At 38.1% G+C, this 15,477-nt stretch carries 11 protein-coding genes and 1 tRNA gene; all 12 read right to left on the bottom strand.

Annotated elements, in window-relative coordinates:
- Positions 1–6 precede the first annotated feature (6 nt).
- On the bottom strand, positions 7–2,499 hold the full coding sequence (locus G601_RS0111030) for a clostripain-related cysteine peptidase (RefSeq protein ID WP_026665385.1): 2,493 nt from the start codon (positions 2,497–2,499) through the stop codon (positions 7–9).
- A 65-nt stretch (positions 2,500–2,564) separates the two neighbouring features.
- Positions 2,565–3,674: an NHL domain-containing protein gene (locus tag G601_RS0111025; protein WP_026665384.1), complete on the bottom strand. Its 1,110-nt coding sequence runs from the start codon at positions 3,672–3,674 to the stop codon at positions 2,565–2,567.
- A gap of 113 nt (positions 3,675–3,787) precedes the next feature.
- Positions 3,788–5,233 (bottom strand): CapA family protein, encoded by a 1,446-nt coding sequence (locus tag G601_RS25040; protein WP_196808871.1) that lies wholly within the window; start codon positions 5,231–5,233, stop codon positions 3,788–3,790.
- A gap of 14 nt (positions 5,234–5,247) precedes the next feature.
- Complete coding sequence (locus G601_RS22935) at positions 5,248–7,572, bottom strand: DUF3160 domain-containing protein (protein WP_051205758.1); 2,325 nt, start codon at positions 7,570–7,572, stop codon at positions 5,248–5,250.
- Between the two features lie 249 nt (positions 7,573–7,821).
- Positions 7,822–7,895: transfer RNA gene (locus tag G601_RS0111010), tRNA-Arg, on the bottom strand.
- Between the two features lie 69 nt (positions 7,896–7,964).
- Positions 7,965–8,849 carry a DUF3881 family protein gene (locus G601_RS0111005; protein ID WP_026492688.1) on the bottom strand — a complete coding sequence of 295 codons (885 nt, stop codon included), beginning with the start codon at positions 8,847–8,849 and terminating at the stop codon, positions 7,965–7,967.
- A gap of 52 nt (positions 8,850–8,901) precedes the next feature.
- A complete protein-coding gene (serS, locus tag G601_RS0111000) occupies positions 8,902–10,188 on the bottom strand; it encodes a serine--tRNA ligase (protein WP_026492689.1) in 1,287 nt (428 codons plus the stop codon).
- Positions 10,189–10,236: 48 nt separating this feature from the next.
- Complete coding sequence (locus tag G601_RS0110995; RefSeq protein ID WP_026665383.1) at positions 10,237–10,749, bottom strand: DUF4446 family protein; 513 nt, start codon at positions 10,747–10,749, stop codon at positions 10,237–10,239.
- 24 nt (positions 10,750–10,773) lie between these two features.
- Complete coding sequence (locus G601_RS0110990) at positions 10,774–11,664, bottom strand: ParB/RepB/Spo0J family partition protein (protein WP_026492691.1); 891 nt, start codon at positions 11,662–11,664, stop codon at positions 10,774–10,776.
- Between the two features lie 27 nt (positions 11,665–11,691).
- Positions 11,692–12,456 (bottom strand): ParA family protein, encoded by a 765-nt coding sequence (locus G601_RS0110985; protein WP_026492692.1) that lies wholly within the window; start codon positions 12,454–12,456, stop codon positions 11,692–11,694.
- 230 nt (positions 12,457–12,686) lie between these two features.
- Positions 12,687–13,424 (bottom strand): 16S rRNA (guanine(527)-N(7))-methyltransferase RsmG, encoded by a 738-nt coding sequence (gene rsmG / locus G601_RS0110980; protein WP_026665382.1) that lies wholly within the window; start codon positions 13,422–13,424, stop codon positions 12,687–12,689.
- Between the two features lie 107 nt (positions 13,425–13,531).
- Positions 13,532–15,454, bottom strand: a complete 1,923-nt coding sequence (gene mnmG / locus G601_RS0110975) for a tRNA uridine-5-carboxymethylaminomethyl(34) synthesis enzyme MnmG (protein WP_155834516.1) — start codon at positions 15,452–15,454, stop codon at positions 13,532–13,534.
- Between the last annotated feature and the right edge of the window lie 23 nt (positions 15,455–15,477).

Here is a 15,477-nt window from a genome sequence, read left to right as displayed (position 1 = left end):
TAAGGCTTAATACTCCTTGGCAGGTGTCCAATGCTCCTGCCCATAAATATCTGTAATCTTGAAGGTCACGCGTACCTTGCCATCACCAACTGTTGTGTTGGAAATGTGAAGATCTGCCATGCTTCCCTCCACAGTCAGAGTCTCACCGAGGTGATACTTATCCTGAAAGTTCTCATCATAGTCATAGAAATCGCAAACAAAATCTATTCTATCACCAGTTTGCAGTTCTGTGAGATTTTTCGCAATGGTCTCTGTCTCACCCGTGGTATAATCGTAGCAAACACCTGCCACATATCCGTCTTCATTTTCTGAGTCAAATATAAGGATAAGGTTAGCTCTTACATCGTTGATGAAGCAGGGAACTCTTCCCATTATTGCATAGCTGTCCTCATCTCCCTGAGTATCTATGCGAATGTACTCAACAGGCTGCTTATTGATTGATATCCATGTCCTGTCTGAAGGTGCAACCGGATTGCCGTCATCGTCGATATCATAGGAGTTATCAAGTCCGAGGTCAACGTATCCTGTACCATCATCATAGAAAATATTTACATCAAGATTCTGAACAAGACTCCACTGCTCCTCTGACATCTGAATGACATCTTCGCCCTTGGAGTTAGTTGTCCATACAAACTGGTTATTGTCAAAGCTGTGCTCAGTTACATAGCCTGCCATTGTTTCCGCATCAATTCCTTTTCCAAAGAAGGAAGAATTGGATGCATCAAGTCCGGAGATTCCTGTTACTCCGCTGCTCATCATGCTTCCGAAAAGCTGAACCAGTACATCCTGACTGGATACGGACTGACCCTGGCTGCTCATGTCTCCAAACAGACTTCCCATAGGTGACATGGTTCCGCCTGAAGCTACCTGACCTGCAACCTCCATTGACGCAAACTTCTGAATACAGTCGGCATAGCTATCATCCATTCCTATAGCTTCATAGGTGCTTACCATACTGTCAACCTTGGAGGTCTTCTTATAAGGGAAGTATATGGAAAGGCCATAGGCATTTGTCATATTCTGACTTGTTCTGTTGTACTTTACGCAGCCCTTAAGAGCGTCCGCAAGCTCTTTTCCATCCTCTGTTCCCATATTGGAAGCAAGATGGATAAGGTCCACCTGATCGATTTTTGATGATGAAGCAAATTCTCTTGCTTCTGATCTTGCATTTGCAACTACCTGATAATCCTTATCTGAAATCTTGTCAGAGGTATCCTTTGCAAATTCCTTAAGCTCTGAAGGAACTGTGTTCTGAATCTCAGCAAGGTCTATAAGTGAAAGTGTTGTCTTTTGACCTCTGCAGGTTGTGGCACACACATCTGTGTATGTGTCAATTATCAGCTTCGCCAGGTCTATAGTTTCCATTGAAGGATTCTTGGAATAAGCGTTAAGCCAGTCTGTATAGTACCAGCCAACTCCGGGCTCTGTCTCCTCTGAAGCTATCATGTAGTCAGCGTAGTTTGAAGCAACAAGGGCTGTCTCTACAGTAGCCATGAGGCAGGCATCAAAGCCTATAAAATCATAGGTTATTCCACTATCCTTAAGTGCCTTGTTGATTTCTGAAAGATCCATTGATCCTTCCCTTGCAAATTTCTCATCATAACCATAGCCGCTTACAGATCCGCCGCCATGATCCCAGAAAATAAGGTCATATCTGTTTGCAGGAAAATTCTCTGCTGTCCACTTTATAAAGCCTGTGAGATTTTCAGGCTTTGTCATGGCAGTCTCTCCAAGGTTATCCTTTAAAAGAGCAAGACCACCCTTCTTTACCTGATAAATCTGATTTGTCTTACTTGAAATAACATTGTTCTGCCACTGCTTACAACCACCTGTGTAAACAATGATATTGATATTATCACTAATATCAGCGGCCATCATCTCCTGAAGATCTCTGGTGGCCATCTGGCTTCTTGACTCAAGGTCTGTACCACACATATAGATCATGATTGTGGTTTTATCAAAGCCATCTCCGATTATATTAGTTCTTCTTTCTCTTGAGCCCTCTGCAACCTCTCTGTTAAGGACACCTGTGTTAGGTGACTCGCTCCAGGCACTGCTGGTCTGACCATAGTATCCCGTTCCTCCTCCAAGAAGAGTTCCGAGAAGTGATCCCATCTGAGATGTGCCCGCCTGGCTCTGTCCGCTTCCAGACTGACTGCCTGTACCTGTTGTTGTCGTAGTATTGGTAGTATTCTGGGTGGTTGTAGTCTGATGACTCTCCTGAGTATAGGTAGTGTCATCTCCTGAAAAGCCTCCCATAAGGCTTCCGATTCCGCCGCCACCTCCAAGAAGAAGTATAGCCAAAATTACTATAAGTGAAAGAGGACTTTTTCCACCGCTTCTCTGGGGACCTCCGCCTCCGGTAGTACTTCCTCCCTTTCTTCCTGCGTAGCCATCACTTGATCCGACGGGACCTCCGCCCAGACCTTCACCTCTCTTATGGACTCCAACGCCTCCGTCCTCGATGTTCTTTTTTCTTCTTACCGGCTTATCTGCCATTTTCTCCCCTTCCTCTTTCCATACCGGTCATTTCTTATGAAAAGATTTACATACCAAAAATATTTTTATAAATCTGCTGTATAGATTTTCTTTCCGAAATTATCGCAGATATATAATCTTCTTCCCTGTATGCATATCCCAATAGGTGACACCAGCTCTGCATCTGGAATTCTCTCATCCACAATGTTAAGGGTACTTACCTGTCCGCCCTTAATTAAACGAACCGCGCTGTTAACAGTATCAGCAACAAAAACTGTTCCATCTCCAGCAACAGCTATTCCCTTTGGTGATGAAAAGGATGCTTCAGGTGTTGCTCCGTCCTTAAAGCCCTCTTCTCCGTTTCCTGCCACAAGCTCAATATCACTGCTACTCTTTTTAGAGCTGACATCAGTGGCATTTACTTTTATAATTCTGTTTTTTCCTGTTTCTGCTATATATAAATAGCCTGAATTAAAGCTAAGTCCCATGGGGCTGTCCAGTCCATCAATAAAGGTGGAAACTGTTCCATCCTCTGAAACTATTTTTACTGAATCTGAATGAGTATCGGAAACAAAAAGATGTCCTGTTCCGTCGGAGGTAATTCCGGTTGGATAGTTATACTCATCAGTTCCGTTTGCAGAATTAATGGTATCAACCCTGTCATCGTTTATAAGTCGTATCGCATTATTTTCTGTATCAGATACCGCTATTCCACCAAGGAAAGGTGTCACAGTCCAGGGCAATTTGAAAAGTGCTTCTGTCAATGACGCATCATTATAACCACCCTGGGGTTTATCATAGATATCCCTTGAGCTGTCCGCTCCTGCCAAAATATCTATTCCGTCAGCAGATGCCTTCCACACACATTTTGAAAAAGAATCCGTTATATAAAGGCAGCCGTCATAGCTGCAAATTCCGCAGGGCTCCATCGTATCAGGAAGGTCAGATAGGTCAAAATCTATAGTAGCTTCATCAGTGTCTATGCTGACATCTCCTATTCCTCCAAGTCCTGTATCTGAAAGAGAACCTGCGTCATAAAGCTCTTCCTCTGCCGTTTCCCCCTGTTCCTCCGCAGCCTTCTCAGAACCCTTTTCCTTAAAAAGACCGCAGGCAACCATAGTGACGGTAAAGGTTGTAATTATCAGTACAATTACAAGCAAAACCCATTTCAAGCCGTTTTTCTTTTTCTTATTCATAGCATCCCCCTGTTCGTTTAAATCATACCTATGCTAAATGAATATCTGTCCCAGCTTAATTTTCATATAATCTTAACTTATATTATAGCTGAAAATGCGCATTTCTGCAGGATTTATTCTTTCCAATAAGAATTTAATTCCTTTGTTTCCCACTTTTTTAGACGAACACCATCATAGGTGTGAGCAACATAGAAAATGGCCTCTTCACCTGTTTTTGTAGCCTTATCTTTTCCCTGATCTGCCCTAAAATTCCCGAGAGAATAATAGACTAATAGCTTTCCTCCATCCTCTTTATCTATGAGCTCCGTCTTTTGCACTACATGTGGATGAGTTCCAATTATCACATCTGCCTCTGTCTTTGAAAAAAGTTCGGTCATTGCCTTTTGTTCTTTACTTATATTCATACTGTATTCGTCACCCCAATGTACGAATACGATTATAAAATCTGATTCTTTTTTAGCTTTTTCAATATCACCTATTACCCTTTTCTTTTCAGCATCCGTCTTTGGAAGGTAATGGACTGCAAAGGGATATTTATCGGAAACGTCTATATCGTTTGTTCCATAGGTATATGAAAAAAGTGCAAATCTGATGCCGTTCCTGCTTATAATCTCATAGGGCTTATATTCTTTATCAGAGCTTTTCTGGATTCCCACGCAGGTAATCTTGTTTTCTCTATAAAAATCTGTCGTTACATCTATTCCATAAATACCTTTATCAAGGGCATGGTTATTAGCACACACTGCTATGTCAAAGCCAGCATTTTTAATAGCTTCTCCTACAGCAAGAGGTGACCCAAAGCTTGGGTACCCAGATACAGCACTATTTTTATCCACAAGAATTGTCTCCGCGGCAATTGCTGCGATGTCTGCTTCCTCTATTTCTTTTTTAAAGGGTTTATATAAAAAGTCATAGCTTCCCTTTTCTTTTCTTGCTGCGTATTGGTAAATCTCTTTGTGGATAATGTTATCCCCAAAGGCGATGAATTTAACTTCATTATTTATATTCTTAAGTCCAAAGGATTCCCACATCCAAAGGGCACAGTTTTCATCTATATCCTCAGTAAGAAGTATGGCATTGTCCTTCTCCATGAGCTTCATTCTTGTGACCTGTCTTCCTATGTCGGAGGCAAACCACTTTGCGGACACCTTGCCTTCACTTCCTATATCGTAAATTCCAATATGCTGAGAAAAACTATCCTCATCACCCTTTACCCAGAAGGGTTTATCCTTTCCGTATCTTCCCTTTTTCCACAAAAGAAGGATCAGCTCTTCGTCGCCGTTTCTGTCGATATCTGTGATAAATTCATCCTGAACAAGATAATCTTCTTTGCTCTCCCAGAGTGTCTTACCTTTACCGTCCTTATATATCACATGCTTATCTGAAAGCTCGAAGACCTTTTTGTCGCTGGTCTTTAGCTCTTTTTCCTGAAAGGAAACCCACCCAGGTATCTCTTCATTTTCAGACGCGGCCGCTTTTACTGTAGTTAAATTTGTTGTTATATAAATGGCTGCCGCTATAAGAAGCAGCAGCCATTTTGATGTTGTAATTTTTGGCATATTATTTTTCATTATCACTTTATACGATAGCTTGTTGTCCATTCAGGCTTATCAGGTACATCCTCTGACTCAACCCAGTTCCAGTCGTCATCGAGATGTCCGCCTGAAAGTCTCTCTCTCCATTCGGAGTCTGTCATTCTCTCATTGATCGGAACGGTGAACTGATAGAAGCTGTATGCACTTCCACTTCCTACATGGAGCTCACCATCGATAGGGAATACTACATAGATTATATCTGCTTTTCCTGAACCAACCTCAAGAACAGAACCGTTAGGATCTGTCGCAATGTCAGCTACTACCGGGCAGGGTGCCTGATAACTGTAAACTATGCTATCTTCACTATCCTTATTTACTTCAAGCCAGAAGTGCTCAAGACTTCCGCCGTAGGATCTTATAAACTCATAGTCATCATCAGTAAGTGACTCATTCTTTAATTCTTTTTCAGAAATCTCAATAAGTCTCATTGCCAGTTCTGAGAGAAGCTCAAGATTCTTCTTATCATCTGCATCAAGCATCTTGAAATTATCAAGACCTTCCTTAGTCTTGTTAGATAAGAATACGAATCTGCTGTAAACAACAGGCTCTGGATCTACATATCCTCTGTCATCAGGAATCTCCTCGTCGCCGGGGCCTCCCATTTCTGCCATAACCTGCTTAGCATAAAGTATGGTGTCATGCTTTAATTCAGCGTAAGAGCCTGCGAAGGTTTCAAGATCCTTCTTTTCCCATTCATCTGACTTCATGTAGGACGGATAACCATCACCCTTTTTCTCGAAAAGAGGTCTTAATGTATTAAGCCATCCCGAGTACAAACTTGCATTCCATAGTGCAGAGTCATTTCCGTAATAGATAGTTTGCAGTGTTGTAAGATTGTCTGTATAGTTCTTGAACTTTGTGTCACCCTTATCTTCAAGTATCTTTAGGGCTGTTTCAGAACCAAGAGTTGCAGCCGTATCAAGTGTATCAGGAAGGTATCTTAATTCACCTTCATCATTTTCTTTTACTGACTGATATACCAGGCGCTGCATAATTGCTGCATCTATAGTGAATCTCTGTCCCATAAATCTGAAGGATGAAATAACTGATTCCTCATCCTCATAAACAGGAATAGAATTTATCTTCGGAGGTGCAAGATTCTTTATTTCATTTTTTACCTTATCAAAAGCGCCACTATCAGATGTCAGATCTGAAGCCTCCGGAATTTTTCCATAGCTCTTCTGCAATATATCTGAGAACTCTGCATATCCCGGATCATCTGATGCTCCTGCAAAGAAGCTTGTTATTTCATAAATGCTCATCCAGTCATCCGGATTCTCAGCAATTCCCATTGTGATCAGCATTGAGCTTTTAAGGGTATCATCATTATCTACTTCGAAGGCCATTCTTCCATACATCATCATAGCTCGGAAATATTTTTCAAGCTTTTCATCACCCTCATAATATCCCCTTGGCTTGTACTGTGAATAATCTTCCTTAACTCCCGATATCAGGGATTCTTCTATTCCCTCAGCCTTCAAGATCCTGTCGTATTCTGTTTTTACATCATCAGTAAGTTCACTGTTACTGATAGGTGCTTCAACTGAATCGTCCTGAAGGAGTGAACCAAGATAAAAGAACTTTAAATTTCTAAGAGCAGCATTTTCAAAATCTGTTCCCTTTAATTCCTCATACTGCTTTGCTGATGCCTCGAGCATCTGCGCACTTAAGCTCTGAAGCCTATCTGTAATGTAATTGGTTTCTGTCTTTTTCATAAGATAAGCAAAGTAGAGATGATAGGTGTGCATCAGAGAATCAACCGTAACAAAATTAGGAAAATAGTTATAACGGTTTCCCTCATATACATCAAAGAATTCGTCATGCCCTGATTCTCTTACTACAAACATATTCTCAGCAAGACCTTTTCTGAAATCCTCTACATGATTGTATTCACTTTCTTCCTTCGGGTCGAAAAGATATTCAAATTTTTTATCATAAACAATATTGGAAAGATCAGGCTCTACCTGATAATCAGGTATACTTGGCACAAGATTTTCATCATAGTAGTTTTCTATCTCATCGCCAAGAAGTGAAAGACTTTTTGTTTCACCGGTCGCAGTAGTTTCAGATGCATTTTCCTCCTCTGCTACTTCTGTTTCTTCAGTCTGTTCTGCTTCCTGTTCTTTTTCTTCTGTTTCCTTTACCTCTTCCTTTGTCTCTTCCTTTTTTTCTCCTACCGTATCATTTGTGTTAGTAGTTTCCTCTTTTGCAGGTGCTTCATTATTATTAGAATTGTTACCTGCAGCACAACCGGACACAACTATTGATAAAGTAAGAATCATTGAAATAATCTTCTTTTTCATAAAGTTTCCCTCTTTCATAATTGTCTAAAATGAAATTCCGTTTTTGTGATAACCATAAAAAGTATATCATAAATTTATAATCTCTTTGCCTTGTTTATATAAAATTTATAAAGGCATAAGATTTCTCCCATGCCAATAAAAAAAAGAAGCCTCATTATGAGACTTCGAAAAATGAACGTTCCCGATGTGATTCGAACATACGGCCTTATGCGTTTTGGTCGGCAGATCTATACTGCCGGCTAGGTTAAACGTTCCCGATGTGATTCGAACACACGACCTTCCGCTTAGGAGGCGGACGCTCTATCCAGCTGAGCTACGAGAACAACTGTTTTACAACACCAAAATATATTATCATAGGAGAAGTACAAGTTCAATACTTCTCCTATTTTCATTTAATTTTCCGGATAATTTACATATCCCTGCATCCAGATTGTTCCCTTAAATCTTCTTCCGGGAACAGGTTCACCAAGCAGATCCTTTTTATTTATACATACATCAAAGATAAGCTCGTTACAGTTGATGGTCATTATCTCCAGAGTCTGTCCTGTGAGACTGTTAGTCTCCTCATGGCATTCCATGATTTCTCCCATAACTGAATACTGATCGCACTCCACACCGAAGGGCATAAAGTAGTTATCCACAATTGTATAAATATCTGTGGTTTTTATCTGCTTTGAGATTGCACTATATGTATCCATATCCTCTATTGAAAGAGATTCCATTGCTGACTCATCACCTTTTCTTGCTTTGTGCATGAGCTTTTCTCTTTCACGGATTCTTTTTCTTGCAAAATTTTTATCGCTATCTGTTTTTGCAATTGGCATCATTATCGTTCCCTTAAGTGAAAGGGCGGATAATGTAAGTGAGGTTCCTTTGATTGGGAATCTGTTTTCATTCTGGATCTTGATATATGGAATCATGTTCTGCAGATAGAAAATTATTGTTACACCTACACGAAGGTCATCACACACTCCGGCATAGGATTCCTTAGAAGAATGCCTTGAAACTGTGATATCCTCTTCGGTAGTAACATTGGTTCCTCTGATGTAGGGGTAATAATAATCATATAAGAATTTATCGTTCTCATTGAATTCACCGCAGACACAGATTCCTATACGGTCAGTGAAATCCTTGCAGAATTCTCCTATAAGCTTTTCACCATCCTTAGTAACATAGGATCTTGTATCAGCCTGTTGAACTGTCATGGCTATCAGCTGCTGAATGTCTTCTCTGCTTTTGAAGTTTTCGAAGCCTATTGCTCTTAAATAATTGTGCATGGATTTCACCTCCTCTCTAATTTATATTTTTGCATTTTGTATTTTAAAATAATTACTTTACAGGAATCATTTTTTCCTTGTTGCCCATGTAAGGTCTGAGAGCAACAGGAATGTTAACTGATCCATCTTCGTTAAGGTTGTTCTCAAGGAATGCGATAAGCATACGAGGCGGAGCAACAACTGTGTTGTTAAGTGTATGAGCAAGATAGTTGCCATCCTTACCCTTGATTCTGATCTTAAGTCTTCTTGCCTGAGCATCACCAAGGTTAGAGCAGCTTCCTACCTCGAAGTATTTCTGCTGTCTGGGTGACCATGCTTCTACGTCGCATGACTTGCACTTAAGATCTGCAAGATCTCCAGAGCAGCACTCAAGTGTACGAACCGGAATATCCATAGATCTGAAAAGATCTACTGTGTTCTGCCAAAGCTTGTCATACCACATCTTGGATTCTTCGGGCTTACATACAACTATCATCTCCTGTTTCTCAAACTGGTGAATTCTGTAAACACCACGCTCCTCAATTCCGTGAGCACCCTTCTCTTTTCTGAAGCAGGGTGAATAGCTTGTAAGTGTCTGAGGAAGCTCCTCTTCTTCAATGATCTGCTCCTTGAACTTACCGATCATTGAATGCTCACTTGTTCCGATGAGGTAAAGGTCCTCACCTTCAATCTTATACATCATAGCTTCCATCTCAGGAAAACTCATAACACCTTCAACGACATTACCATGAATCATGAAAGGAGGAATGCAATATGTGAAGCCTCTGTCGATCATGAAATCTCTTGCATAAGAAATAACAGCTGAGTGAAGTCTTGCGATGTCACCCATGAGATAATAGAATCCATTTCCTGCAACTCTTCTTGCTGCATCAAAATCTATTCCGTTGAATCTCTCCATGATATCTGTGTGATAGGGAATTTCAAAATCAGGAACAACGGGCTCACCATATTTCTGAATCTCTACGTTCTCTGAATCATCTTTTCCGATCGGAACTGTATCATCAATGATCTGAGGGATAACCATCATGATCTTCATGACTTTCTCATCAACTACCTTCTGGTTTTCCTCGAGCTCAGCAAGTCTCTTTGCATTAGCTGCAACTTCTGCTTTTCTCTCTTCTGCTTCTTCCTTTTTACCTTGTGCCATTAAAGCACCGATTTCTTTTGATATCTTATTTTTGTGGGCACGAAGCTCATCAGCTTCCTGCTGATTTTTTCTTCTCTCATTATCAAGTTCGATTACTTCATCAACCAGCGGGAGTTTTTCATCCTGAAATTTCTTTTTGATATTTTCCTTTACTACTTCAGGATTCTCTCTTAAGAATTTAATATCTATCATTTTCTTTTCCCCTTTATTTCTTATTTCACTTTTGTGAAATATAATTTGTTAGTTCTTATAATCCATTGCTTCATTCAATGCCATCTGCTCTTCGTCGCCAAGTTCAAGTTTGCATTTTCCATGGCGTATCTCTTTTGAGTAGGAATAGCATCCGTCAGTACTGTGAACTGAGTTTAATAAAAATCCATTGTTGTCCTCATCAAGGAGTGCTATTGAATAACTGAGCTGTCCTCCCATCTGATTGAAGGCATCATATTTTATTATGCCAACCTTCTGGAAACATGAAGCAAGTCTGTTGTATAAATCATCTATGTCTTTTTGATTATTTTCAGTCGCTTTTTTGATAATCTGATTATCCTCAAATAAAGCAACAATTTCTTCTTCAAGGGAAGCTGCATCTCTACCCTTCATGAATTTTGATATCTGTTCCTTAATACTTTTTATCTTTTTATTCTGACTAATAATTATAATAAATAAAATAATAATAAGTACTGCAAGTCCTATAAAAATGTAGGCAATATCCAAGTTCAATCCAAGCTGGTCAAATAAATTACTGTTCATACCTTATCTCCTAAATATAATTTATTACCTATATAATCTCTCAGTGATTTTTTCAAGATCATCTGTACTATAGAACTCAATTTCTATTTTCCCAACTCCATCACTCTTAGTTGAAATAGATACCTTAGTTCCGGTTGCCTGAGTACATTTATCTTCAAGTTCTCTATAGGCTGATTCAACACTTGGATTAATTTCTAATTTCTTTTTATTCTTCTTCGGTTTATCCAGATTCTTTACAAGCTTCTCAGTATCACGAACATTCATCTTTAAATCGAAAACCTGCTCCGCAATCTGAATCTGCTTTTCTTTATCCTCTATTGAAATAAGTGCTCTGGCATGTCCGGTGGAAAGCTTACCATCAATTACCATCTGACGAACTTCTTCACAGAGCTTAAGAAGTCTGAGTGAATTAGTAATAGCAACTCGGCTCTTAGAAACCTTCTCTGCTACAACATCCTGGGTATAACCAAAATCATCGATAAGCTTTTTGAAAGCAAGAGCTTCATCTATCGGATTAAGATCATCTCTTTGAATGTTATCAATGAGCGCATACTCTGCTATCTCTTCTTCAGTAAGATTTTTGATTATAACAGGTACTTCCTTAAGTCCTGCTTTTTTAGCAGCGCGCCATCTTCTCTCACCACCGATGATCTCATAATGATCTTTTCTATCCTGAACAATAAGAGGATTTATAATTCCATGCTGCTTTATTGAATCTGATAACTCTATAAGCTTATCTTCATCAAATGTTTTTCTGGGCTGATCTCTATTGGGTTCAACCTTAGTAATATTAACTGTTACTACCTGTCCCTCTTCTATTTTTTCTTCTTTTCCAGCTTTTGAAGAAGCAGGAGCAGGAGCTATAAGTGCATCAAGTCCTTTGCCTAATCCTCGTTTAGCATTTTTGGGTGCCATATATGTACCTCTTTCTATTACTTTAATTTAGAATTTTCTTCCGATAACTTCATCCGCTAATAATCTGTATGCTTCAGCACCTGCTGATCTTGTGTCATAAAGATTAATCGGGAGTCCGTAACTGGGAGCCTCTGCCAAGCGAATGTTTCTAGGTATTATTGTCTTATATACATTTTCAGAAATATGATCTTTAACGTTCTCAACTACCTGCATAGAGAGGTTGGTTCTTGAATCATACATTGTAAAGATGACACCTTCCATCTCCAATGAATTATTCAGTCTCTCTTTTACAAGGTTAACTGTATGTACCAACTGACTTAATCCTTCCAATGCATAATACTCACACTGAATCGGAACTAAAACTGTATCAGCTGTAGTCATAGCATTTATAGTAAGCATACTAAGTGAAGGAGGACAATCAATTACAATAAAATCATAGTTCTGTCTTATTGTATCTATGGACTTTTTAAGAATAAATTCTTTTTCTTCCATATCGATCAGTTCTATTTCAACTGCCGCCAGGTTAACATTGGAAGGAATAATATCTACTCCATCAACAACGTTTTTATATAATGCGTCATTAACTTCGCATTCACCTATGAGCAATTCATATATAGTATTTTCTAACTGATTCTTATTAAGACCAAATCCACTGGTAGTATTTCCCTGAGGATCTGTATCAATAACTAGTACCTTTTTACCTTTTTCTGCAAGTGTTGCAGATAAGTTAATAGATGTTGTAGTCTTACCTACTCCACCTTTTTGGTTTGCAATTGCTATTGCTCTTCCCATACTTTTCTCTCCCTCTTCAATTTTTAACTTTGTAATTATAACACAAATTCAGTACTTCAGTTTTGCAATTATGGCTATAATTTTTTATATTTTTGCTACAATATTCATCATATTAATGTTTCACGATAATATTTTACTACATATTGGGTTCGAATGTTTCACGTGAAACAAATTCTTGTAGAATAAATTTTTCATATATCAATGTTTCACGTGAAACTAATAATCAAAATCTATAATGGTTTTTTCTGTGGAACACCAGCTTTACGAGGATACTTAGATGATGTATTCTGTACCTTTTCAATTATACATATAGTACGTTTGATATCACTATTAGGAAGATTGAATTCGTCAACAGACTTTATCTTCCCACCTAATAAGAAAATTGCATTTTTTGCTTCATCAACTTCTTCAATTCCTTTATCACCTTTATAGGCAATAAAGTGTCCACCTTTTTTCACATAAGGTAAATCATATTCACAAAGAGTTGAAAATCTTGCAACTGCTCTTGATACTGCTATATCAAATTTTTCTCTAAGCTCACCCTTCTTTGAATCGGAAAAATCTTCTGCTCTTCCATGTACTGTTTTAATAGAACCTTCTTCATTAAGTTCAAGTTTTGATATTACTTCATCAAGAAAACTTATTCTTTTTTGAAGTGAGTCTAATAGAGTAACATGCAAATTAGGAAAAACAATTTTTAAAACTATACCTGGAAAGCCAGCACCTGTTCCTATATCTACTAAAGATAAATCTCTTTTCGTAAAATCAAAAAATTTTGCAGATGATATAGAATCAACAAAATGAAGCTTACATACATCATCAAATTCTGTTATAGCTGTAAGATTTATTTTATTATTCCAATCAACCAATAATTCGAAATACTTATCAAGCTGTTCAATCTGTTTGGTAGATAATTCTATATTGAATGACTTTATGTCTTCCTTTAATGAATTAAAATCATTATTCAATTCAATTTTCTCCTCTAAAACACTAATTTATATGTGATTAATCAGCGTTGAAATTATAATACAATATATAGTGTTTCACGTGAAACATTTAATACAATTAGTGGTAGTTATTTTTTACGATTATAATTTTCCAAATATACAAGTAACACAGAAATATCTGCTGGATTAACTCCACTTATTCTTGAAGCCTGACCAACATTTATAGGTCTGAACTTTTTAAGATTAGCACGAGCTTCTAGTCTTAAACTAAGAATATCATCATAATCTATTTCAGCAGGGATCTTTTTATTTTCCATCTTCTTAAATTTATCAACCTGTCTCTGCTGTCTCTCTATGTAACCTTCATATTTGATATTGATTTCTACCTGCTCGATTACTTCCTTGGAAAGTTCTTTTCTATCAGGATCAAGATCAGCTATATTCTCATAGTTGAGTTCAGGTCTGCATATAAGTTCTGCAAGTGAAACTGCTGTCTTAAGTATAGGTGAGTTATGCTTTTCCATAAATGCCTGAACATTTTTTGCGGCACCAACCTTTATAGACTTAAGTCTCTCAGTCTCTTCTTTAATCTGCTCTTCTTTTTCGATTAGCTTCTTGTATTTATCTTCAGGAATAAGTCCTACTTCGTAACCCTTTTTTCTAAGTCTTATATCAGCATTATCCTGTCTAAGCAATAATCTGTACTCTGCTCTTGAAGTCATCATACGATAAGGCTCAAGATTATCTTTGGTAACAATGTCATCTACAAGTACACCAATATATCCCTCAGATCTATCGATAGATAAATAAGGTTTTTTCAAAATCTGCATGCAGGCATTTATTCCTGCATAAAGTCCCTGAGCTGCAGCCTCTTCATAACCACTACTTCCATTAAACTGACCTGCACTAAATAAACCTCTGATTTTCTTTATCTCTAATGTAGGATAAAGCTGACCAGAGCATAAGCAATCGTATTCAATCGCATAAGCGTTTTTTACAATTACACAATTCTCAAGTCCAGGAACAGATCTGTACATCTGAAGCTGAACATCCTCTGGCATTGAAGAGGACATACCATCTATATACATTTCATTAGTATGACTTCCCTCAGGTTCAATAAAAACCTGGTGTCTTATCTTATCAGGGAATTTTACAACCTTATCCTCAATTGAAGGACAATACCTTGGTCCGATACCTTCAATGATACCTGCATATATAGGTGATCTATCTATGTTATTTCGTATTATTTCATGTGTTTTTTCATTTGTATATGTAAGCCAGCAATTGTACTGCTCCTTCTGAATATCATCAGGATTAGTATCAAATGAAAAAGGAATTACAGGAGTATCACCTGTCTGGATTTCCATCTTTGAATAATCGATTGTATTTCCATCCATTCTGGCAGGTGTTCCGGTTTTAAATCTTCTAAGTTCAACTCCGGCTTTTATAAGTGAGTCTGATAAAAGATTTGAAGGCTGTAATCCGTTAGGTCCAGTATAAGAAATTGACTCACCGCAAAGACATCTGCTCTTTAAATATGTTCCGGTACAAAGGATAACTGCCTTAGCTTCATAGATAAGACCTGTAACAGTTTTAATTCCTTTTATTCTCTTCTCATATCCATCACTTAATAATTCTTTATCATCATTACTATTTAAATCTTCAAAAAGAATCTCAGAAATCTCTGACTGCTTTACAATTAAATTTTCCTGATTTTCCAAAATATGTCTCATGGATTTTGAGTACTCAAGCTTGTCTGCCTGAGCACGAAGTGAATGGATAGCAGGGCCTTTGGATTTATTAAGCATCTTTGATTGAAGATAGGTCTTATCAATATTTCTTCCCATCTCTCCACCCAAAGCATCAATCTCTCTTACAAGATGTCCTTTTGAGGATCCACCAATGTGAGGGTTACAAGGCATAAATGCAATATTATCTGCACTTAAAGTAAAAACTATAGTCTTTAAGCCAAGTCTTGCTGCTGCAAGTCCGGCCTCACATCCGGCATGACCGCCACCTATTACAATTACATCTACTATATCTGCTACCATATTTTGCTCCATAAAACTAAATT

This window comes from Butyrivibrio sp. FC2001 (assembly GCF_000424125.1).
In the GTDB taxonomy this organism is placed as follows: Bacteria; Bacillota; Clostridia; order Lachnospirales; family Lachnospiraceae; genus Butyrivibrio.
This window is presented reverse-complemented; position numbering and strand designations above follow the sequence as displayed.

Coding starts and splice junctions, on each gene's coding strand:
- G601_RS0111030 (WP_026665385.1), bottom strand. CDS start 2,499: ATGGCAGATAAGCCGGTAAGAAGAAAAAAGAACATCGAGGACGGAGGC.
- G601_RS0111025 (WP_026665384.1), bottom strand. CDS start 3,674: ATGAATAAGAAAAAGAAAAACGGCTTGAAATGGGTTTTGCTTGTAATT.
- G601_RS25040 (WP_196808871.1), bottom strand. CDS start 5,233: ATGCCAAAAATTACAACATCAAAATGGCTGCTGCTTCTTATAGCGGCA.
- G601_RS22935 (WP_051205758.1), bottom strand. CDS start 7,572: ATGAAAAAGAAGATTATTTCAATGATTCTTACTTTATCAATAGTTGTG.
- G601_RS0111005 (WP_026492688.1), bottom strand. CDS start 8,849: ATGCACAATTATTTAAGAGCAATAGGCTTCGAAAACTTCAAAAGCAGA.
- serS (WP_026492689.1), bottom strand. CDS start 10,188: ATGATAGATATTAAATTCTTAAGAGAGAATCCTGAAGTAGTAAAGGAA.
- G601_RS0110995 (WP_026665383.1), bottom strand. CDS start 10,749: ATGAACAGTAATTTATTTGACCAGCTTGGATTGAACTTGGATATTGCC.
- G601_RS0110990 (WP_026492691.1), bottom strand. CDS start 11,664: ATGGCACCCAAAAATGCTAAACGAGGATTAGGCAAAGGACTTGATGCA.
- G601_RS0110985 (WP_026492692.1), bottom strand. CDS start 12,456: ATGGGAAGAGCAATAGCAATTGCAAACCAAAAAGGTGGAGTAGGTAAG.
- mnmG (WP_155834516.1), bottom strand. CDS start 15,454: ATGGTAGCAGATATAGTAGATGTAATTGTAATAGGTGGCGGTCATGCC.